The sequence below is a fragment of the Alienimonas sp. DA493 genome, assembly GCF_043951915.1.
Taxonomy (GTDB): domain Bacteria; phylum Planctomycetota; class Planctomycetia; order Planctomycetales; family Planctomycetaceae; genus Alienimonas.
The window spans coordinates 21,524-41,871 of the sequence record NZ_JBINJD010000014.1 but is presented as its reverse complement, the minus strand read 5'-3'; the positions used below and the strand labels follow the sequence as shown (position 1 = coordinate 41,871).

Sequence of the window (20,348 nt, the reverse complement as noted above, 5' to 3'; positions counted from 1 at the left end):
GGCGTTAGCCGTCCTCTTCAAGAGGACGGCTCCCCGACACGCGATCCGTCCGCACGCGATCCGTCTGGACGTCCTCGGCCATCGTGGGTTCGCCGGGTTCCTCGGCCCGCTCCCGGCCCAGCCAGTCGAGACCCAGCACGATCGCGAACCCGAGCGCGGCGGCCAGTAGGGCCCACCACGTCTGCGGGTCGGCGGGGGAGGGGAGGTACGGTTCCGGCCGCCACTCCTTGAACGACACCCCCTCCGGCCGCGGCTCCACGAACGGCCACAGTCGCCGCAGCGAGCCGAGCATCGCCCCCGTCAGCGCCGCCAGCGTAGCCGGCCCGTGCGTCGCCAGCAGCCAGCGGAGCAGCTTCGAGAACAGCGCCAGCCCGAGGACCATCCCCAGCCCGAAACAGACGCCCTCGATCAGCATCGTCGCGTCCACGTCCCCCGCCGTCAGTCGTTTCGCCCACCCGCTGACGTGGTGATACGCCCCCAGGACCAACAGCAGAAATGCCCCGCTGATGCCCGGCAGGATCATCGCGCAAATCCCGATCGCCCCGCAGGCGAACAGGTACGCAGGCCCGAGCGGCGGGTTCTCCAGGGCGTCCAGCCCGACGATCAGGTAGGCCCCCGCCGCCGCGGCGAGCAGCAGGACGACCCGCCCCGGCGTCCACCCGGTGATCGTGCGTCCCGTCTCGCCCACCAGCCGGGCGACCAGCAGCACGCTGCCGGCGATTAGGCCGGTGAATAAGGCGAAGGTCAGGGCGTATTGCGTCTCCATGGCGGTGCGGGTGACGCTGGCCAACGTCACCGCCCCGGCGCCGATCCCCGCCAGCAGCCAGCACAGGAACCGGCAATCGAGGTAGGTCCACACCTCCGCCAGCCGCCCCCGCCGCAGCAGGGAGAAGAGGTGTCCGTCCACCCGGCTTACCGCCGTCACCAATCGGGCGTAGATGCCCAGCACCAGCGCGACCGTCCCGCCGGAGACGCCCGGGACGGTGTCCGCGGCGCCCATCAGCACGCCCCGGGCGAACTGGGCGAGGTCCGTCTTCGGGTCGAAGGGGCGGCCGGGCCGCGGGGGAGCCGTCACGCCGTCTTCACCAGGTCGCGGAGCGCGGCGAACGCCGGGTGCTTGGCGGAGCGGCACCACTCGAACAGCACGGCCTCCGCGCTGGTCACGGTGGCGCCCTCGGCGGTCAGCCGGGCGAGGGCGATCTCGTGATCCCGCGTCCGCCGGCTCCCGCAGGCGTCCGCGGCGACGTGCACGGCGTAGCCGGCGCTCATGAGTTCCAGCGCCGTCTGGGCGACGCAGACGTGCGTTTCGACCCCGCAGAGCACCGCCTGATGCCGACGATCGCTGATCGCCTCCGTGAGCTTCACCGCCGCGGCCGCCCCGAAGGTAGTTTTGGCGGCGGGCTCGGTGCTCGCCTCCGCCAGCGCCCCGGCGACGGGCTCCACGGTGGGGCCGAGCTTGTCGGGGGCCTGCTCCGTGGCCCGCACCTCCACGCCGAGGGCCCGCGCCCCGCGGATCAGTAGCGTCGCCCGCCCCGCGACGCGGGCGCCGTCCTCAATGTGCGGCAGGAGTTTGGCCTGCAGATCGACGACGATCAGCCGCCCGGCCGAGGGCGCCAGCAGGGCGGGGTGCTCCGGCGGGAGTTCCGGCCGGTCGGCGGGGTCGCGTTCTGCGGGCACGGCGGGATTCCGACGGGGCGAACCGGCGACCGGCGGCGGGACGGACCGCCGCGGCAGGGACCGGAACCGGGGGAAAGGGGACGGATCGGTGACGACGGGGAAAACGGTGCGGTCGTGAGCGTCGCGCATTTTCTCGCGGACGCAACCCCAACGGCTCGGTCGGTGGAGATTGCGGGCCGCAGGGCGTATCGTCGCGCGCAATCACGGAGGTGCCCGCCCTGGTGGGGCGCCCCGTTTCATGCGTACACAGTAGGGCCTCGCCGCCCGGCCTCCCATTCCGGAAGCCGAACGGGTCGGCGGGGTCGGCGACGACGAGAACAGGACCGGCCGGCGATGACCCCCGACCCTTCGACCAACCCGCTCGATTCCGCCCCGGCGGCCTCCGGACCCACCCCGCCGGAGAAGTTCGAGCCCACGCCCCCGCCCGGGCCGACCTCTTCTTCTCCCTCCGGTCCCGCGAGCCCCGGCGCCGCGGCGCCGTCCGGCCCCACGCCGACGGTTCCCCCGGCTCCGACGGCCACGCCGCAGCAGGCCGCCGCCGCCGATACGGTCGAGCACACCGGCGTCTCCGCCCCGGCGCCGGAGCCGCCGAAGGAACTGCCGACCCCCGCCCCGACGCCTGCGGCGGCGGCTCCCGGGACTCCGGCCCCCGAGGGCGTCGCCCCGGCGCCCGGTCAGTTGGAAGCCGCCGCGGAGGCCGTGACCCACACCGGCGAGCAGGAGTCTGAGGGGCTCAGCACGACGGCGAAGGTCGGCATCGCCGCCGCCGCCACCGCCGCGACGGCCGCCGCCGGGGCCGCGGTCGCCGCCGTCGCCAACGCCCTCTCCGGCGACGATACGGACAAGGCCACCAAGGAGGGCGGCGACGAGGAGAAGGCGACCGCCGAAGACGCGGAGCCGCCGAAGGTCGAGGAGGAGACGCCCGCCCCCGCGACGGCCTCCACCGCCCCGCTGGCCGCCCGCATGAAGGGCACCGCCGACAGCGGCGAAACCAAGCCCGCCGCCCCGGAGCCGAACGTCCCCCACGTCCCCAAGGAGGGCGAACTGGGCGGCGAGGACCTCGTGAAGGCCGAGACCCCGGCCGAGCCCGCCGCGAAGGCCGCCCCGGCCCCGCCGGCCCGCTCGCAGGGCATTGCGATCCCGAAGTCGGCGGAGCTCGACAAGAGCTTCGAGGAGGAACTCGCCGCCGGGATGAGCGACGACGCCCTCTCCCTGCAGATGAACACGGGCGCCAAGAAGTCCGGCGCCGGCGGCCCGGACGTTTCCGGGACCGACCCCGCCACCGGCAAGGGCCCCGGCCAGCCGATCGGCGGCGACGAAGCCGCCACCCCGGCCCCGCAGATCGGCGACGAGGAGAACATCGAGCCCGGCACCAAGCTGATGGGCAAGGTGGACTCCAAAACCGACAGCGACATCTTCGTCAATCTGGAGACCAGCCGCCTGCAGGGGATTATCCCCCGCACCGACTATCCGGACGGCAACGGCCCGCCGGAGGGCTTCAGCGGCGCCTTCTTCGTCGATCGCGTCGACACCGAGAACGGCCTGATCCACCTCAGCAGCCCCCGCGGCCGCCGCAAGGTCACCGGCGACTGGGACAGCGTGAACGTCGGCCAGACGGTCGAGTGCAGCGTGACCGGCACCAACAAGGGCGGCCTGCAGGTGCAGGTCGGACAGCTGCGCGGCTTCATGCCCGCCAGCCAGATCGATATCGGCTTCGTCTCCGACATGGGCCAGTTCGTCGGCCAGCGGCTCCAGGCCCGCGTGATCGAGGTCAAGCCGGAGAAGAAGAACCTCGTCCTCTCCCGGGCCGCCGTCCTCAAAGAGGAGCGGAAGGGGCTCGAGAAGGAACTGTGGGACACCCTCAAGGTGGGCGACGTCCGCGACGGCATCGTCCGGGCGATGAAGCCCTACGGCGCCTTCGTCGATATCGGCGGGGTGGACGGCTTCCTGCACATCGGCGAGATCAGCCACAACCGCATCGGCCACCCGTCCGACGTGCTGAACGACGGGCAGAAGATCCAGGTCAAGGTGCTGAAGGTCGACCCCGAGAGCCGCAAGGTCGGGCTCGGCATGAAGCAGCTCGAGAAGGACCCCTGGCAGCAGCTCGAGGAAAGCTATCCCGTCGGCAGCACGCTGAAGGGCAAGGTCACCCGCTGCACGGAGTTCGGCGCGTTCGTCGAAATCGAGGAGGGCGTCGAGGGCCTGATCCACATCTCCGAGTTGGACCACAAGCGGGTCAGCCGGGTCTCCGACGTGGTGCGGGTCAACGAGGAGGTTGAGGTGAAGGTCCTCACCGTCGAGCCGAACCGCAAACGGGTCTCGCTCTCGCTGAAGGCCCTGAAGGACAAGCCGGCCTCCGCGGCGCCGCGCGGCGGGCGGAAGAAAAAGGAGGACGAGGAGCCCGAACTGCCCGCTTACGAGCGGCAGCGGAAGGGCCCGCTGAAGGGCGGCACCGGCGGCAAAAACGCCGGCGGCCTGTTCGGCGACCCCAGCCAGTTCGGCGGGTGAGGTGCGGCCGGTTCTGCTCGCCCACGACCTCGGCCTCCTGCTCGCCGTCCTCGGCGGACTTGGGGTTCTGGTGAGCGTGGCCGCGGGCGCGTTCCGGCTCGCCGCCGCGGCGGGGGCGGTGTTTTCGGTCGGGACCTCGCTGTACGCCCTCTCCCGCGCCCTCCCGCCGGACAAACGCCGTTCGGGGCGGGAGGAGTTCGCCGCACAGCGGCGGGCCGCGCGGGAGCGACGCGGCGACGGCCCGCCCGAGGTTTGAGCGGCCGCTCGGACGCGGGGGCCGCGACAATCCCCCGGCGGCAGAACCCGGGGGCGCACCCCGGGGGCGGACCCGGGCGATCGCCGTCGTTCCCGCCGCCGCACTGCGCCACGCTGTCGGGATGAACCCCTTCAACGTCGCCCTGACCCTCGGTATCGCCGCGTCCGTGCTGGGAGTGATCGTGCTCGCCGGCGCTCTGCTCGGCGACGGCAATCCCGTGCCCGGCGTGGTCGCGTTGGCCCTCGGCGTCGTCGCACTGGCCGCGGCCGCCGTTTCGAAAAAGCTGGGCCGGGACGAGAAGCGTCTGCCGCCGAAGTGACGGCGGCCCGCCTGACCCCCCGGGGCCGCGGAGGCCGTGGGGAACGCGACAAGGGTCCACGGGGATTGGGGCGGCGAATCCGCGTCGCCGATCAGCGGCTGGCGCCGGCCCAGGTCGAACAGGAACCGGCGTCCCGCACGCCCGCGGGCGGGACGATCGCGGCGAGTTGGGGACTCACAGCTTGATCGCCCTATCGATTTCGCTCTGCGGGATCGGCTCGGAGAGGCGGGCGCCCATTTGGCTGACGACCTTCGCCGCGGCCAGCGAACCCAGCCGGCCGGCCTGCTCCCATTCCAGGCCGTTGGTGATCCCGTACAGCACCCCGGCGGCGTACATGTCGCCGGCCCCGGTCGTGTCGATCGCCTTCACCGGCACGCCGGGCACGTGGTCCAGCCCCAGCGGGTCGACCAGCAGCGAGCCCTCCTTGCCCATCGTGAGGGCCACCCGCGGCCCGTAGGCGGCGAGGGCGTCGGCGCAGTCGCGGGCCGATTCCTTGCCCGTCAGACCGCGGGCCTCTTCGAGGTTGCAGAAGAGCAGGTCGACCGGGCCGCCGATCAGCTCCAGGAAGTCCGCCTTGAAGGCGTTGACGAGGAACGGGTCGGAGACCGTCAGGGCGACCTTCACCCCGGCCTGCTTCGCCTCGCGAATCGCCGCCCGGGCCGCGGCCTGGTTCTCCGGCGTGCCGAACAGGTAGCCCTCGACGTACACCCACTCCGCCGAGTCCAGGTCGCGGTTGACCACGTCCTCCTCTCCCAACTCGGCGGAGACGCCCAGGTGGGTGAGCATCGTTCGCTCGGCGTCCTCGGTGATCAGCACCACGCAGGTGCCGGTGTGGCCCTCCGGGGCGGGGGGCACCTCAATGACGACGCCGGCCTCCCGCATGTCCTTCAGGAAGAACTCGCCCAGTTCGTCCGCCGCCGTCTTGCCGGCGTACGCGGCCGTGCCGCCGAACTGCTGGACGCCGAGGATCGTGTTCGCGGCGCTGCCCCCGGCGCAGCGGAAGGTGTCGATCTCGCCCAGTTCCGACAGCACGCGGATCTGCACGCTGTCGTCCACCAGCGTCATCACCCCCTTGTCGTAGCCCACGCGGGCCAGCAGTTCGTCCGGCACCCGCGCCTGCACGTCGACGAGGGCGTTACCGATACCGTAGACGTTCAGCGGCATGAAACAGGGGCGGGGGCGAAGCGGAAGCGGGGGTCAGTCGGGTTCGACGACCGCCGAGACGCCGCCGCGATTGTCGGCGCGGCGGTCCGGGCGGTCGTTGATCCGAAGGTACAGGGTTCCGGCCCGCGGGGCGACGACGACGCCGTCGGCCCCCACCGGGATCGGCTCCGCCAGCCCGACCGGCGGGGCGGGGGCGTCCGCCAGCACGGCCGCCTGCAATTCGCCGATCCGCCGGCCGCGGTGGTAGTCGATGCTGACCCCGTCCGCCGTGCTCTCCCACGGCTTCGGCTGATCGGCGAGGGTGAACCGGCCCTCGGCGGAGACCCGCACGCGGTCCCCCCGCTGCACCCGCACGCCGGCGTGCTGCCAGCCGGCGTCGGCCGCGACCTCCACCGGTCCGGGCGGCGGCGGAGCGAAGCGCGCCGCGTTCGCCGCCACGTCGTAGTTTGGGACAAGTTCCGTCACGAACGCCGGCCACTCCGCTTCGAGCTGCCGCCGGACCGGGTCGAACGCCGACAGATCGCCCCGCCGGCCCGGTTCGGCGAGCGTCCGGAACGTCTCGGCGTAGGCCGGATGACCGTCGAGGAACGCGGCCAGCGCCCACGCCCAGGCGTAGGCCCGTTCGCCGTCGAGGAAGTCCGCGTCGGACAGGTTCGCGATCTCCCGGAGAGAGGGGACAGCCCCCGCGGCCGCGTCCGCCCGCACCCGTTCGATACGGTTCCACCCGCCGACCGCAGCCTCCTCGCCGGGGACGACCCGCACTGTCAGCGTGCCGTCCGGTGCGAGCCGGTGAGCCCCGAACCGCTCGGCCATGCCTTCGAGATACCACAGCGGCCCGGCGTCGCGGCGGTCGACGTGCAGGCCCATGACCACGTGCGTCGCCTCGTGCAGCGTGAGGGCTCTGCGAAAGTAGTCCTCCTCCACGTCGTACATCCAGAACCGGCGGCCCCGCTGCCGGCCGGTGAGGAAGGGGGGCAGGTCGTCCGGGAACAGGCCGGCGGAGCGAAACCGGTCCGGCTCCTCCATCAGGAACGCGATCATCAGCGGGCCGTCGGGCTCGCCGTCCCGTCGGGGGGGCGGCTCCCCGAAGTAATCGACCCACGCCGGCCAGGCGGCGTCGATCAGGCCGGGCAGGTCTTCGCCGTGTTCGGGGCGATCGGTGACGACCGTCAGCCGGTCGCCGTCGATCCGGGTCAGGCCGAAGGCGGCGAGGCGTTCGTTCGACGGCAGCGGCGGCTCCCGGTCCCGCGGTCGGGCGACCGGGAACGGGGCCGCCGCCCCGTCGGGCTCCTCGACGGGAGGGAACACGACCGGGTCGGGCCGCGGCGCCGGCTCCGCGAGGTCCGCGGCCGGCGGGGTCCACGGGGCCGGGACGTCCGCGACGGGCGGCGGCGGCGGTTCGCCGGTGCACCCGGTCAGCCCGGCGGCGCCGAACGAACCGGCGAGGAAAAGCAGCGCGGCGGCGCACGACGCCGCGGAATGCGGGAGGGGAGCGGAACGCGTCACCGGTGCAGGATAGCGAGACTCTCCCGACGAACGGCGGCTCCCCGACCGGTTCCCGAAACGGTCCGCAGGATTCGCTCGTCGGTCGGTTGACGATCTGCCGACCCTCGGTAGACTCACCGCCCCGCTGACGCGAACCCGGCACCGCCGGCAAGTGTCCGGCGGGGGACCGTCGGGTTCGATGAGAACCCACCGGTCGCACACGGGGCCGTAGCTCAATTGGTTAGAGTACCGGACTGTCGATCCGGGGGTTGCGGGTTCAAGTCCCGTCGGCCTCGCTCCCGTGCCCACAGCGCCGCCCCCGGACGGTTCGCCGTCCGGGGGCGGTTTGCGTATCCGCCCCGCGGTTGTCGTCAATCGCCCCTCGTTCGTTTCGCGCCCGTTCGTTCCCGCGCCCGCTCACTGCGATGAAAACCCCCCGCCCGTTCCAGGACACCGGCAACCCGGTGCTCGACAGCACCGTGAACCTCGTCGCAGCGTATCTCAACGGCCCGGCGGGGGAGATGGAGCCGAGCCGGTTGGCGGACTTCATCCGCGAGGTGCACGTCGCCGTCAGCCGCGTCGCCGGCGAGGAGCCCAACGGCCTGAAGCGCCGCCTCGACGAACCCAAGCCGAAGGCCCCCTTCGCCGATCGGCCCCCCTTCAAAAAGGCTGGCGGCTTCAAGTCCAGCGGCGGCGGCTATAAGGGCGGCGGCAGCGGCGGGGGCGGCGGGTACAAGGGCGGCGGGAGCAGCGGCGGCGGCGGCTACAAAGGCGGGGATTCCGGCGGCGACTCCGGCGGCGGGTACTCCGGCGGCGGGTACTCCGGCGGCGGAGGCGGCTACCAGGGCGGCGGCGGCGGGTATTCCGGCGGCGGGGGCGGTTACTCCTCCGGCGGCGGCGGCTACAAGAAACGGGACGACGGCTGAGCAAGCCCCGTCGGTGAGCCGCCCTCTTCAAGAGGGCGGCTCACCCGCTTCACCCCCCCTGTTCAGAGCGCCCCCCGCAACAGCAGGGCCGGGAGCAGGTTGAGGGTCGTGTTCGCGATCTCCTCGCAGAGCGTGTACTGCACGATGATCACGTCTTCCGGCTGAATCAGGATTCGCTCCCGCGGGTCGGTGAGGGCCCGGTTCAGGTCGACCCCGATCACGATCTCGCCGCAGTTGTTGGGGAGCTGGCGGATGACGATCGCCCGGCTGGGCGGGAACACGGAGGAGTTGCGGCCTCCGCCGAACAGGTTCAGCCCGCTCAGCCCGCTTCCGGACGTGCCGATGGAGCCCTTCGCGGCGGCGATCGCCTGGAGGATGTTCAGGTCGTAGTCGCGGGGGAGCAGGAACTCGCCTCCGCCCAGCACGCCGCCGGTGTAGTACTTCTCCCGATCCCGGGCCGGAACGTAGACGATGTCGCCGGCTTCGAGGGTGATGTCCTCCTCGGTGAAGGTCGGCGGGTCCTCCGGGAAGAACCGCAGGGGGATGCGGATCGCACCGGGGCCGTAGGGGTCCGGCAGCGGCGGCTTGCAGCCGCAGGGGTTCGGGCGGCTGCGGAAGGCGGCGACGCGGGCGTCGAAGTCGGCGCCGCCGGCCTCCCCGCCCTTGAAGATGATCGCCTCGTTCAGCGCTTCGTTGCCGGGCAGCCCGCCGGTGGCGGACAGGGCGGTCAGCAGATCGTTCTCGCCGGCCTTCAGATCGACGAGGTAGCCGGAGCCGCTCTTGCCGCCGGCGTCGTTCTCGGTCGGGTTCTGGGCCCCGCCGGCCTCCTCGCGGATCACCAGCACCCGCACCTCGCGCTGCCGCTGCAGGGTGACGATGATGCCGGTGTTCGACAGCGCCTCCGGCTTAAGGATGTTCCCCTCAATGTAGGCCTGACGGACCAGCGCCTCCGCCTGGGCGAGGGTGGAGCCGGTCACGGAGACCGGCGCGATCAGCGGCAGGGAGATCGTCCCGTCCTCCCGCACCGGCACCGGGAAGCCGATCGACGGCGGGATGCTGGCGTCCTCCGGGAAGTTCACCGGCGGGACGCTATCCTCGTCGCCGAGGATGCCCTCGATGTACACGCCCAGCGTATCGCCGGCGGCGAGGGTGTAGACTTCCTGCGGACGCTGCCGCAGGCGGGCCTTGCTGGTGTCGATCAGATCCTCCTTCGGCCGGGCCAGCACGCCGGGCGGCAGCCGCCGGGCCGGGATCGAGTCGATCGCACAGGCCGTGAACGGCCCCGAGGCGAGCGATTGACAGCCCGGCGCCAGCAGGACGACCGCGAGCAGCAACGCGAACCGGCCGGCGAGGCGACCGGCGGGCGAGCCGGCGAGCGAAGAGGGGAGGGAAGCAGGCATGTCGGGCGTCCGGAGGTCCCCGGCCGGGGCGGTCGGCGGGAGCGGCGGGGAGCGGAACGGGAAGCGGGGGGGCGAGGCGGCGACGGCGATCATTCGGAGGCCCCCCACAGGGCGGTCACGCGGGGGCCGTCGCCGGCCGGGCCGGCGTGCAGCGTCGGGATCGCGTTCGTCACGGGGCCTTCCGCCTCGGAGAACGGGTCCTCAAGCGCGGGCGGCTCCGGCTCGGCGTCGCCCGGGGCCGGGATTTGCGGCGCCGGGTCTTGCGGGGCCGGTTCGGCCGGGTCGCCCGGCAGCGGTTCGGGAGCCGGCAGCGGGCGGTAGCCGTCGGCGTCGAGCAGCCGCTCCAGGGCGTCGTCGCCGGCGGGGCCGCCCACGCTGTTCTCGCCGCCGGCGGGCGGAAGCAGGGGGATCGGGGCGGGCGTCGGGCCGCCGTCCAGCGGTTCGTCCCACTCCGGGGCCTCCAGACCGGGCGTCGGGGCGGGCGGGGCGAACGTCCCCGGCCCCTCCGACCCCGGGGAGGCGAACGGCGCCGGCCCGCCGTAGGGGGGCTGGCCAGGGGCGTGATCGAAGCCGGGCGGCATGTTCCCGTACCCGCCGCAGACGTTGCGGATCGGGACGGTGTTCATCCCCACGATCCCGTCCTGGGCGGCGGCGATCGCCCCGTGGGCCCAGCCGTCGTAGTAGCAGTTCAGCAGTTCGGTGCGGCTGCACGCGTCCCCGGTCGAGCAGCCCCAGTAGCAGGAGGGCGGCGTGGGGGAGGCGCACACGTCGTCGCCGTTCAGCGCCACTTCCACGTAGCCGTCCTTGAACCCGTGCTTGAAGTCCAGCGGCGACGAACAGCAGTTGTGGAACAGGTCGCCGCGGTGGAGGAACGCTTTCTCCGCGGCGTGGATCGCCCGCAGGTGGACCGTCGCCTCCCGGAACCCCTCGCGGGCGCTGCCGACGCAGCCGACCAGCGTCGCCACGGCGGCGGCGGGGATCAGCCACAGGGCCAGGGGGAACGGGCGCCGGGGCGCGTCCGGGGCGGCGGGGCGGCGGGGGCGGGACATGGAACGCTTCGGGGAGGGCCGTGGGGGAGCCGTACGCGGGGGGCCAGCCGGGGGGACGAACCCCCGCGGGGCGTCACGGGGCGGGGGCGACCGGGTCGAGGCGGGGGATCGGCCGGAAGCCGGGCGGCGGGGCCGCGGCGGCGTCGAGCGTCGGCACCCGCCGCACCCGGAATCCGTCGGGCTCCGCGGCCGGGCCGTCGGGCCGGGCGATCGGCCGCCATTCGGCCCCGCTGCTCGTCGGCCCCCACTCGGCCGCGTCCGCCCGGGGTTCGACCGCGGCCGGACCGGCCGGGGCGGCGGGGATCTCCGCGTGGGCCTGGAAGACGGGCGCCGGGGCGTCGGGCTTCGTCTCCGCCGAGACCGGTCGCACCGCACCCGCGTCGGGCGCGGCCGCGACCGGCGACGCCTCCGCGAGCTGCGTGGGGGCGAGGGGCACCGGCGAGGGCGGCTCGACCCGCGGTTCGACCCCGGTCGGGGCGGCGGGGCGGGAGGCCGGGACGCCGGCGCGGCGGTCGGCGACCGCGAAGAGGCGGTCCGCCCGGGCCTGCCGGCCCTGCGCCTCGAAGGTGGCGGCGACTTCCCGGAGCTGCTCCGGGCTGAGCGTGCGGGCCGCCGCGTTCTTCCCGCCCGTCATGCTGGGCGTTTGCAGCGCCGAGCACCCGCCGGTGCCGAGCGCCGCCGCGGCCACCGCAACGACGGCGGGGCGGCGGGCGCTCCGCCAGGCGGCGGCGAGTCGCCAGGAGGTTCGGGTCGGCACGGGGGCTCCTCCGGCCCGCGTCGGGACGCGGGGTGGGATCTGCGGGACGGACTGCGGGGCCGGCCGAAACCGGGCTCCCCCGTCGTCATCGGCCCGATCGCTCGCGCGCCATCACCCCGCGCGCCCCGAATTCCGAAAAAATCCTCAGAAACCTCCCGGCCGGTGCCATTCCCCTCATCCGTTCGCGGGCGAAGCCGACCCGGTTCGCGCCCGAAGCGTCTGGAACCGCAGGGGAAACGCCCGCCGGGCCGGTTCGCTCAGCCGTCGGAGAGGGACACCGACTTCACGCCCTCGGCCTCGAAGATCGTCTCGGCAGCTTTGAGGCGGGCGGCGGCGTCCCGGCCGTGCGCCTCGACGCCGATCAGCAGTTGCCCCTCGCGGACCGCCTGGTCGTAGAAGTCCGCCAGTTCCCCCTCGGAGCCGCGGGTGAGCATCGCCCCGATCAGGCTGCCGGAGATCCCGCCGGCGCCGGCCACCGCCGCGGCCCCGATGACCGCCAACCCGCCGGTCGCCGCCCCGACCGCCGCGACGGCGCCGGCGATCAGCAGGCCGGCCACCCCGCCGGCGGTCGCGGCTTCGGCGGCGTGGTCGCCGGCCGGGTCCTCGTGTTCAAAGCGGCGGAAGTGGGCCTCCTTCACCTCGTCGCTGCACAGCACAGTGATCTCCTTCACGGAGAACCCGGCGTCCTGCAACTGCTCGACCACCCGGTCGGCCGCAAGCACGTCCGGGACGAGCGCCGCCCGCACGGGCAGGGCCTCCCCGGAATCGGACGCGGCGGCGGGCGAGGGTTCCACGGGCGAGGACATCGGGGACCGATCAAAACGGGGGCGGACGCCGGAGCCGAGCGGACGCTGGCGCCGGGGGGACGCCCGGGGACGTCGGGGGCGGGGCGGCCGTCGACAGGCGGACGGGGGACCGTAGGTTAGGGTGCAACACGCCTGCTGACCGTCCCCCGAGCCCCCCGATGTCCGAAACTGTCGAACCCCGACCGCCCAAGCCGGTCGTGCAGGTGATCGTCGACGCCCTCGCCTCCCGGGTGGTCCGGCCGGCGCTGGAGGACGGCAAGCTGCCGCACTTCGCCGCCGTCGCCGATCGCGGCGGGGTGCGGTGGGACTGCACCTCGATCTTCCCCTCGATCACCCCCGCGGCCACCTGCGCCCTCTCCACCGGGCAGTACCCGGACCGCAGCCACATCGCCGGCGCCTACTGGTACGACCCGGAGGAGGAAAACGTCGTCTACTACGGCGACGACGTCTGGACCATCCTCGCGGAGAACCCCGGCCGGTACGTCAACGACTTCCAGATCGGGCTGAACTTCCACCGCCTCCAGGCGGCGACCGTCTTCGAAATGCTGGAGGAGGCCGGGCACCCCACCGCGGCGCTGAACAGCATGTGGTTCCGCGGCCCGCACCGCCACGAGATCGCCCCGCCGGCGGAGTTGGACCTCGCCCCGGGGTTGGAGTTCGCCAAGGAACTGACCGGGCCGACGGTGCTCACGCTGGCGGACTTCTGCCGCTCCGGCGGCGTTGAGGGCGGCGCCCCGCTGGACGCGCCCGGCGGACCGACCCGCCGCTACGGATTCCACGACGCGGCCACCTCCGCCTTCCTGCTGGACCTGTTCGGCCGCTCCCGGCCGCCGGCGTTCACCCTCGCCTACTTTCCCAACAACGACTTCGAGAGCCACGCCGACGGCCCCCGCAACGCCCTGACCGTGCTGGAGGACGTGGACCGGACGCTCGGCGGGCTGTTCGCCCTGTTCGGCGGCGTGGACGGCTTCCTGGAGAAGTTCGCCTTCCTGATGACCGGCGATCACAGTCAGACCGACTGCGCCGACGATCCCGCCGCCCGGGAGATCGACCTCACGGAGGTCCTCTCCGACTACTCCCTGGCGTACGGCGGCGACGATTGGGATCGGGGCGAAGAATTGCTCGCCTGTCCGAACATGCGGGCCGCCCAGATCTACCTGTCGGAGGACGGTCCCTCGCTGGAGGAGGTCCGCGACGCGTTGTTGAAGTGCGAGCGGGTCGACCAGGCGATCTGGCGGACGCCCGTCCGGCGGGCCGGCGGTCCGAATCCGGGGCAGGAGCCGACCACGTTCCACGTCGCCGCCGACCGCGGCACGCTGCGGTTCACGCCCGCCAGCGGGCCGGAGGCGGCCGACGCCCCCGGCTGGGCGACGGCGGACGACGACTACGGCAACCGCTGGCGCTACGACGGCGACCTCGCCGTGGTGGACGGCGAGGTGACCGCCGGCGGGGGCCGGGACGGCGCCGACCTGATCCGGTTCCCCCACTACCCGAACGCCTTCGAGCGGATCGTCACCTCCTTCTTCCCCGAAAGCGGCGCCCTGTGGGCGACGGCGGCGCCGGGGGCGGAGTTCCGCCTGCCCCGCACCACCACGCACGCCGGCGGGTCGCACGGCTCGCTGCACCTGTTCGACAGCGCCAGCCCGCTGCTCTTCGGCGGGCTGCCGGACGACGTGTCCATGCCGGAACGCCCCCGCACCGTCGACGTCGTCCCGCTGGCGATGCGGTGTTTGAACGTCAAACCGCCCTGGGAGCCGGGCCAGGGGCGCGTGCTGAACTGAGCGGCGCCCCTCGCGGGTTCACGCGGCCGGGACGGCGGCGGCGTTCGAACCGGCGGCGTCCGCGGTCGCGGCGTCGGTTGCGACGGCGTCCGTCTTCGCGGTGTCGTTCGCGGCGGCCATGCTTTCCCGGTCCAACCGCGGGCCGAGCAACAGGGCCAGCGGTCGCAGGGCCTCCACGTCCTCGCAGACGATCTTCGTCATCGACAGCAGCGGCACGGCCAGCACGGCGCCGGTCGGCCCCCAGATCCAGCCCCAGAACGCCAGGCTGAGCAGCACCATCAGCGGGTTCAGGGCGATCGTTTTGCCCAGCACCGCGGGGGTGACGAAGTTGCCCTCCAGCAGGTTGATCCCCATGTAGCACAGCGGGGCCAGGGCCGCCTCGCCCAAGGAGAACTCCGGCTCCAGATAGGCCACCAGAAACACCACCGCCGCCCCGACGAACGCCCCCACGTAGGGGATGAAGTTCAGCAGGCCGGCCATCACCCCCCACAGCACGGGGTTCGGCAGGCCGACCAGCCACATCGCGATGCCGATGCAGACCCCCAGCGCCGCGTTGATCGCCGAGACCAGCATCAGATAGCGGCTGACGCCCTTCTCGGCGGCCCGGGTCAGGCCGACGGCCTCCCGCTTGTCGGCGATCGTCGGCAGCAGGCCGATCACGTTGTTGAGGATCGCGTCCCCCTCCGCCAGCAGGAAGTAGAGGAACACGAAGGCCAGGGCGAACCCGCCCAAGGCCTCCGGGGCGTCGTTGAACACTCGGTTCAGCAGGCTCGGCGGGCGCTCCTCGACCACCAGGGCGGGCACGTCCTCGTCGACTTCCGCCTCCACGCCGCCGGCCTCGCGGACCTCCTCGGCGACGGCGGGGCCGGCGGCGCCGAGGGCCGCGTAGTTCGGGTCCTCGCCGTCTAACTCCTCGTCGCCGACGGGCGGAGGGGGCGGCGGCTCCGCGGGCAGGGACAGCTCCCCGGAATTGCTGAGCTTCCGCTGGATCGACTGAAAACTGCGGAACAGTTTTTCGTCCTGCAGCTTCACCGTGGCGGCGTCCACCTTCTCCGGGATGCCGCGGACGAAGTCCTCCGCCGGCACCGCCAACAGGAACAGGCCGAACGCCAGCAGGCCGAGCGTCCCCGCCAGCACCCCCGCGGCGCCGGCGTATTCGTTGAGGTGCCAGCGCCGGCGGAGGTGTCGCACGACGGGCCGGAACAGCAGGGCCAGCACGAAGGCCAGCGTGAAGGGCAGCAACACCGCCCGGGCGAAGAACAGCGTGTAGGCTACCGCGAGCGCCGCCAACACCTCCAGCGCCCGCGTGCGGGTCGTCCAGCCGGGGTCCAGCGGTGCCGGCGCCGGCAGGGAGCCGCCCGGCGGGGCGAGGTCCGGCGGCACGGCGGTCAGCGGCGGGAGCGCCGGCAGTTCAGAGGGGACCTGCGACGGCGCCACCGGCGAATCGGCGGCGGAGGAGTCGGCGTCGGCCGGGGGGGAGGTCATCGGGGCGTCGTCGCCGGGCCGGCGGGGGCGGGCCGCCGGGGAGCGGGCGACTGCCCGTTCAGCGAGGCCTTCACCCAGGTGAGGTTCTGTGAAAACGCGTCGCCGCTGCGGCGGAACGTGCGGAGGGCCCTCGACAGTCCCTTCCACCCGGCCCAGGCGAACAGGCCGCCGACGACCAGGCCGACCGCCGCGGCGATCAGGAACGCCGCCCACTCCGGCAGCCCGAGGGCGTGCAGGCCGTAGGCGCAGGCGACCAGCAGCACGGGCAGGGCGGAGGCCGCCAGCACGGCGCCGACCGCCACCAACGCCAGCGAGCCCGCCGACCGCTTCGCCGCGATCCTGGCGTCGGCGGCGAGCAGTTTCGCCTGCAGTTCGCCCAACTCCGTCAGGTCCGACAGCAACGCCGACCCGGTCCGACCCAACTCGACGGGGGGCAGCGGCGGTCGGCCGGAGGTGAACATCGGCGAACGGGCGGGGGGAAGACGGGGGAGAACGGCGGTCGCGGCGGGCTCAGCGGCGCTTCAGCAGCCAGCCGAGGACCAGACCCGCGGCCGCGGCGGCGCCGAGGCCGGCGGCCGGGTGATTCGCCACCCATCCCGCGGCGACGTCCTTCAGGCCGGGCTCCGGCGGGCGGATCCCCGCGGCGGGCCGCCACAGGCCCGAGGGGAGCGTACCGGCCGGCCGGCGGGGCGGCGGGGTCCGCGGCGGGGGCGGGTTCACGGGCGGGGCGAGGGCGGGGGGACGGGGGAAACGGTTCATCGCGGTCCGCCGAAGGGACGGTCGGCGTTGCGTTCGGAGGTGCGGGCGTCGTCGCCGCGGGGGTTCGGGGCGGCCTGTTTCCGGGAGGACTCCGTCTTCCGCTCCGCGTCGGCGACGGACTCGCCGAACATCGAACCGGCCTTCTGGGACAGGTACGCCGTGCCCGCCCGCACCGCGACGTTGCCGATCACCGCCGCCAAACCCATCCACGGCCCCTTGCCGGAGACCGGCCGCTCGACCGCTTCCGCGGGGCTGGCGCCGGAGGCGTCGGACGACTTGCCGGTCGACTTGCCGGAGGACCGCTTGCCCTTGGCCCGCACGACCTTCGGCTTCCGCGGCTTCGCCGGCACCACGAGGTACCCGGCGACCGCGGCGGCCGCGGCGCAGGCCAGCGGGGCGGAGCGGACGTAGCAGGTCCAGTCCTTCGACCGCCGGATCGCCTCGTTCAGGTCCGCCGCGTGACCGTCCGCCCGGTCCCGCACCCCCGCCATCGCGGCCAACAACGCGGCGGGATCGGCGGCGTGAAGGTCGGCGGCGTCGGGACGGGGCCCGGGGGAGCCGGGCGGGACGGGGGGGCGGGGCGAAACCAAGGCGGAGACCGTGCGGCGGACGGGGGGCGGACCGAACCCGGGGCGGTCAGTCGAGGTAGCGGGCCACGCTCTCGGGCACGACTTCGCGGAGCGAGGCGAGCATCTTCTCGCCCAGCTGCTCCGCCCGGTTCGGCAGGCTCGGCGGCTGTTCGCGGACGATCCGGCCGAGGGCGAAGCCCAAGGCGGCGCCGAAGCCGACGCCCAGCCCGAAGGCCGAGAGCACCGTGCCGGCGGGGTACTCCGCGGCGGTCTGCTCGAACTGTTGACGGTAGCGGGCCAGCAACTGCTCGTCGGATACGTCGGCGGAGTCGTGCCCCGCGTCGGGGTCCGGCGTGTACAGGCCGGAGCCGGTTTGATCGAATTCGCCTTCGGGCATCGGATGGTGTCCGGTGAGAGGGGGGCGGCGGGGGCGAGGGACGTCCCGCGCTCGAACTCTATCACACCCGCACGGGGGCCGGGTTGCATGAGGGAAAGTCCCAGCCTTCGCCCCGGCGCCCCCCCGCCGCCGGGCGTTCCCGCGGGGCGGGGGGCCAAACGAAACGCCGGCCCTCCCGCGGGCGGCGGGACGGCCGGCGTGCGACTCGGCGGGGCGGTCGCGATTCAGGCCGCCTGATACGCGTCCCGCAGGTCGCGGATCTGGTCGTGGTGGGCCTTCACCTCGGCCAGTTGGCGGTGCAGCACGTCGCTGACGGCGCTGCCCGGGTCGGACTTCACGGCCTCTTCGTACTGGGCCTTGATGTGGTCCTCGCCGCGTTCGGCCTCAGCCAGAACCGCGGCCTTATCGCTGCCGGACAGCTTGCTGCGGAGGTCCAGCCAGGTGCGGTGGAAGGCGGCGGCGATGCTGCCCCGTTCCTGCGGCTCCTTGTTGTTGAGGGCGACCAAGCCCTGCAGCTCGTCCGCGTTCTTGCCGCGGATCTCGCCCACCTGACGGAACAGGGCGGCGATCCGGTCGTCGCCGACCTGCTCGGCGGCCTCGGCGAAGCCGTTCTTGCTGTCGATGTTGATCTGGATCAAGTCCTGCAGGTGCTTGATGGACTCGTCGGAGAGGTTCGTCTTGGTTTCGAGCGCCATGATTCGGTGGGGAGTCGGGGGAGCGTCGGGGGAGTGATTCGCGGCAGTCAGGGGAGGCCCCTGCCGCGGCGGGCCGGATCGACGGGTTCGGTGACTCTGCGATTCGGTGATTCGGTGATTCGGGGGCCTCGGCGATGCGGGCGGACGGTCGCCTCAGGCGACGCCCTCGCTGTATTGCTCGCTGTCGGAGGCGCTCCAGGAGTTGCGGAGCGTCTGCCATTCCTGGGCCTCCAGCAGGTTTTGGAAGACCGCCTGCACCCGCGGCGGGACCTGGCTGCTTTCGGAGAGCGTGCGGTACATGTCGCGGAGCTTGTCGTCGAACTCCACGACCGTGGCCGTCGCCTCGTCGAGGGACTGATCGGGGTCGAGGTTGACCTTCTGGAAGAAGGTGCGGACGTCGTCCTCGCTGGTGTGCTGGATCCAGGTGTCCAGCAGGCCGTTGCGTTCGTCCTTGGGATACTGGTCGAGGATGCGACGCAACTCGCGCTCGTGCCCGGCGAAGTAGTCCATCATCGCCGTGGTGCGTTCGTCGGAAGAGCGGTCGGCGACCTCCTCGCAGAACTCCTCCACCCGCTGCTGCCAACGCTCCACGTGCTGGAACAGTTCTCGAACGGTCTTGTACGACACGGTTGGGGGCGCCTGTGAGGGATCGGTGAGGGCCGGAGATCGATGGCGTGCCATTATCCCGCCGGCCGCGGAACGTCGCCCCGGGCCGAACCCGGGCGCGACGACGGGACGATCCCCCCGAAACGGGCGACGCCCCGACCGCAATGATGCAGGGACCGCACGCCCCGCTTCTCGCCTCCGCCTCCGCCTCCGCCGCCGACATGCCCGCAGCGTCCGCCCCGTCGCCGTCCGCCGCCCCGCGTGCCTACGACGTGGCGGTGATCGGCAGCGGCCCGGCGGCGGGAACGGTCGTCAGCGGGTTGAAGGGCAGCGGGAAGACCGTCGCTGCGATCGACCGCCGGGCGTTCGGCGGCACCTGCGCCCTGCGGGGCTGCAACCCGAAGAAGGTGCTGCTGAACGCCGCCAAGGCCGTCGACTTCGCCCGCCGGGCCGACGGCCTGCTGGTGAACGGCGGGGCCGGCGTGGGCCTGGATTGGCCCCGGCTGCACGCCTTTCAGGAGAGCTTCACCGAACCGGTTCCGCCCAGCCGGCTGGAGCAGTTCCGAGACGCCGGGGCCGACTGCTTCGCCGGCGCCGCCCGCTTCACCGGACCGGACACGCTGGTCGTCGAGTCTTACCCCGGCCCCGCCGATCCCGACGACCGCGACTGGGAGGAGCCAGGCGTCACGCTGCGGTTCAATCAGGCGGTGATCGCCGTCGGTTCGCAGCCCGCCCCGCTGAACGTGCCGGGGGAGGAATTCGTTATCCGCTCCGACGATTTCCTCGCCGCCGCGGACCTGCCGGGCCGGGTGGTGATCGTCGGCGGCGGGTACATCGGGCTGGAGTTCGCCCACGCCCTGCTGCGGGCCGATCGGGAGGTGACGATCGTGGAGACGGGCCAGCATCTGCTTTCGCCGTTCGACGCCCAACTCTCCGAACGGCTGGCCGACCGCACGCGGGCCCTCGGCGCCCGGTTTGAGTGCCGGGCGAAACTGACGGGAATCGAACGGGCCGCCGACGGCTCGTTCGTGGCGACCGCGGAGCGGGAGGACGGCAAAGCGCTGCGGATTCCCTGCGACATGGTCGTGCACGGGGCCGGCCGCGTGCCGGCGGTGGCGGACCTCGACTGCGACGCCGCCGGCATCGACTGGGACGAACGGGGGATCGCCGTGGACGACCGGCTCCTCAGCCGGTCCCACCCGCGGGCGTTCGCCGCGGGGGACTGTGCGGGGCTGGGCCACCCGATGCTCACCCCCGTGGCGGAGGCCCACGGCGAGGCGGTGCTGCGGGCCCTCCTGACCGGCGAGCCGACCGCCCCGGACGTGGAGGCGCTGCCCAGCGCCGTGTTCACGGAGCCGGAGATGGCCGCCGTCGGCCTGACGGTCGAGCAGGCGGAGGACCGCGGCGTGCCCTTCCGCCTGATCGAGGAGGACCTCGGCACGAAGGGGGCGCTCCGCAAGCTGTGCGAGCCGTGCGCCGGCTACCGGATGCTGTTGGAGCCGAACGGCGGCACGCTGCTCGGCGTGCACCTGCTCGGCCCGGGGGCGGCGGAGCTGATCAACCTGTTCGCCGTCGCCATGCGGCACGGCCTGACGCTGCGGGACCTCGCCGCCGTGCCGCTGGTCTACCCCTCGCTGGCCGCGGAGTTCGTCAAGGACGCCGCGGAGAAGGCGTGACGGCGGGGACGTTCCAAGGGACCGAAAAACAAG

21 protein-coding genes and 1 tRNA gene are annotated in these 20,348 nt (G+C 73.4%); 7 read left to right on the top strand and 15 right to left on the bottom strand.

Annotated elements, in window-relative coordinates:
- Positions 1 to 4: 4 nt before the first annotated feature.
- Entirely contained in the window at positions 5 to 1,075 is a 1,071-nt protein-coding gene (locus ACG2DA_RS03765) for a DUF368 domain-containing protein (protein ID WP_395254132.1), read from the bottom strand.
- A complete protein-coding gene (locus ACG2DA_RS03760; protein ID WP_395254131.1) occupies positions 1,072 to 1,677 on the bottom strand; it encodes an isochorismatase family protein in 606 nt (201 codons plus the stop codon). Before ACG2DA_RS03760 ends, ACG2DA_RS03765 begins: the two co-directional genes overlap by 4 nt.
- A 333-nt stretch (positions 1,678 to 2,010) precedes the next feature.
- Here ACG2DA_RS03760 and ACG2DA_RS03755 point away from each other — a divergent pair, with 333 nt between their 5' ends.
- From ACG2DA_RS03755 to ACG2DA_RS03745, 3 genes are all read left to right on the top strand, one after another.
- On the top strand, positions 2,011 to 4,185 hold the full coding sequence (locus ACG2DA_RS03755; protein ID WP_395254130.1) for a 30S ribosomal protein S1: 2,175 nt from the start codon (positions 2,011 to 2,013) through the stop codon (positions 4,183 to 4,185).
- A gap of 1 nt (position 4,186) precedes the next feature.
- Positions 4,187 to 4,441, top strand: a complete 255-nt coding sequence (locus tag ACG2DA_RS03750) for a hypothetical protein (RefSeq protein ID WP_395254129.1) — start codon at positions 4,187 to 4,189, stop codon at positions 4,439 to 4,441.
- Between the two features lie 121 nt (positions 4,442 to 4,562).
- Complete coding sequence (locus ACG2DA_RS03745) at positions 4,563 to 4,760, top strand: hypothetical protein (protein WP_395254128.1); 198 nt, start codon at positions 4,563 to 4,565, stop codon at positions 4,758 to 4,760.
- A gap of 174 nt (positions 4,761 to 4,934) precedes the next feature.
- On the opposite strand, the gene ACG2DA_RS03740 is transcribed toward ACG2DA_RS03745, so the two are convergent.
- Together ACG2DA_RS03740 and ACG2DA_RS03735 are read right to left on the bottom strand one after the other, a co-directional pair.
- The gene (locus ACG2DA_RS03740; protein ID WP_395254127.1) at positions 4,935 to 5,924 is read right to left on the bottom strand and encodes an adenosine kinase; all 990 of its coding nucleotides are present in this window, start codon (positions 5,922 to 5,924) and stop codon (positions 4,935 to 4,937) included.
- A 33-nt stretch (positions 5,925 to 5,957) separates the two neighbouring features.
- Positions 5,958 to 7,430, bottom strand: a complete 1,473-nt coding sequence (locus ACG2DA_RS03735) for a hypothetical protein (protein ID WP_395254126.1) — start codon at positions 7,428 to 7,430, stop codon at positions 5,958 to 5,960.
- A 201-nt stretch (positions 7,431 to 7,631) separates the two neighbouring features.
- Between ACG2DA_RS03735 and ACG2DA_RS03730 the strand changes: the two genes are divergently transcribed.
- Positions 7,632 to 7,705, top strand: a tRNA-Asp gene (locus ACG2DA_RS03730).
- Positions 7,706 to 7,834: 129 nt separating this feature from the next.
- Positions 7,835 to 8,335: a hypothetical protein gene (locus ACG2DA_RS03725; RefSeq protein WP_395254125.1), complete on the top strand. Its 501-nt coding sequence runs from the start codon at positions 7,835 to 7,837 to the stop codon at positions 8,333 to 8,335.
- Positions 8,336 to 8,397: 62 nt separating this feature from the next.
- Here the strand turns inward: ACG2DA_RS03725 and ACG2DA_RS03720 are convergent, their stop codons facing one another.
- The 4 genes from ACG2DA_RS03720 to ACG2DA_RS03705 all read right to left on the bottom strand — a co-directional run bounded on the left by ACG2DA_RS03720 (position 8,398) and on the right by ACG2DA_RS03705 (position 12,347).
- Complete coding sequence (locus tag ACG2DA_RS03720; RefSeq protein WP_395254124.1) at positions 8,398 to 9,735, bottom strand: polysaccharide biosynthesis/export family protein; 1,338 nt, start codon at positions 9,733 to 9,735, stop codon at positions 8,398 to 8,400.
- Between the two features lie 89 nt (positions 9,736 to 9,824).
- Positions 9,825 to 10,784 (bottom strand): hypothetical protein, encoded by a 960-nt coding sequence (locus ACG2DA_RS03715; protein ID WP_395254123.1) that lies wholly within the window; start codon positions 10,782 to 10,784, stop codon positions 9,825 to 9,827.
- A 73-nt stretch (positions 10,785 to 10,857) separates the two neighbouring features.
- Positions 10,858 to 11,541 (bottom strand): hypothetical protein, encoded by a 684-nt coding sequence (locus ACG2DA_RS03710; protein WP_395254122.1) that lies wholly within the window; start codon positions 11,539 to 11,541, stop codon positions 10,858 to 10,860.
- Between the two features lie 257 nt (positions 11,542 to 11,798).
- Complete coding sequence (locus ACG2DA_RS03705; protein WP_395254121.1) at positions 11,799 to 12,347, bottom strand: hypothetical protein; 549 nt, start codon at positions 12,345 to 12,347, stop codon at positions 11,799 to 11,801.
- 158 nt (positions 12,348 to 12,505) lie between these two features.
- On the opposite strand from ACG2DA_RS03705, the gene ACG2DA_RS03700 reads away from it, so the two are divergent.
- Complete coding sequence (locus ACG2DA_RS03700) at positions 12,506 to 14,128, top strand: alkaline phosphatase family protein (RefSeq protein ID WP_395254120.1); 1,623 nt, start codon at positions 12,506 to 12,508, stop codon at positions 14,126 to 14,128.
- An 18-nt stretch (positions 14,129 to 14,146) separates the two neighbouring features.
- Here the strand turns inward: ACG2DA_RS03700 and ACG2DA_RS03695 are convergent, their stop codons facing one another.
- The 7 genes from ACG2DA_RS03695 to ACG2DA_RS03665 all read right to left on the bottom strand — a co-directional run bounded on the left by ACG2DA_RS03695 (position 14,147) and on the right by ACG2DA_RS03665 (position 18,660).
- On the bottom strand, positions 14,147 to 15,613 hold the full coding sequence (locus ACG2DA_RS03695) for an AI-2E family transporter (protein ID WP_395254119.1): 1,467 nt from the start codon (positions 15,611 to 15,613) through the stop codon (positions 14,147 to 14,149).
- A complete protein-coding gene (locus ACG2DA_RS03690; protein WP_395254118.1) occupies positions 15,610 to 16,074 on the bottom strand; it encodes a phage holin family protein in 465 nt (154 codons plus the stop codon). Before ACG2DA_RS03690 ends, ACG2DA_RS03695 begins: the two co-directional genes overlap by 4 nt.
- A 49-nt stretch (positions 16,075 to 16,123) precedes the next feature.
- Entirely contained in the window at positions 16,124 to 16,372 is a 249-nt protein-coding gene (locus ACG2DA_RS03685; RefSeq protein WP_395254117.1) for a hypothetical protein, read from the bottom strand.
- On the bottom strand, positions 16,369 to 16,962 hold the full coding sequence (locus ACG2DA_RS03680; protein ID WP_395254116.1) for a hypothetical protein: 594 nt from the start codon (positions 16,960 to 16,962) through the stop codon (positions 16,369 to 16,371). Before ACG2DA_RS03680 ends, ACG2DA_RS03685 begins: the two co-directional genes overlap by 4 nt.
- A gap of 46 nt (positions 16,963 to 17,008) precedes the next feature.
- Positions 17,009 to 17,338, bottom strand: a complete 330-nt coding sequence (locus ACG2DA_RS03675) for a hypothetical protein (protein ID WP_395254115.1) — start codon at positions 17,336 to 17,338, stop codon at positions 17,009 to 17,011.
- Between the two features lie 224 nt (positions 17,339 to 17,562).
- Complete coding sequence (locus tag ACG2DA_RS03670) at positions 17,563 to 18,033, bottom strand: PA2169 family four-helix-bundle protein (protein ID WP_395254114.1); 471 nt, start codon at positions 18,031 to 18,033, stop codon at positions 17,563 to 17,565.
- Between the two features lie 153 nt (positions 18,034 to 18,186).
- A complete protein-coding gene (locus tag ACG2DA_RS03665) occupies positions 18,187 to 18,660 on the bottom strand; it encodes a hypothetical protein (protein WP_395254113.1) in 474 nt (157 codons plus the stop codon).
- A 146-nt stretch (positions 18,661 to 18,806) separates the two neighbouring features.
- Between ACG2DA_RS03665 and ACG2DA_RS03660 the strand changes: the two genes are divergently transcribed.
- Positions 18,807 to 20,315, top strand: coding sequence for a dihydrolipoyl dehydrogenase family protein (locus tag ACG2DA_RS03660; protein WP_395254112.1), 1,509 nt, complete (start codon positions 18,807 to 18,809; stop codon positions 20,313 to 20,315).
- Positions 20,316 to 20,348: the final 33 nt, after the last annotated feature.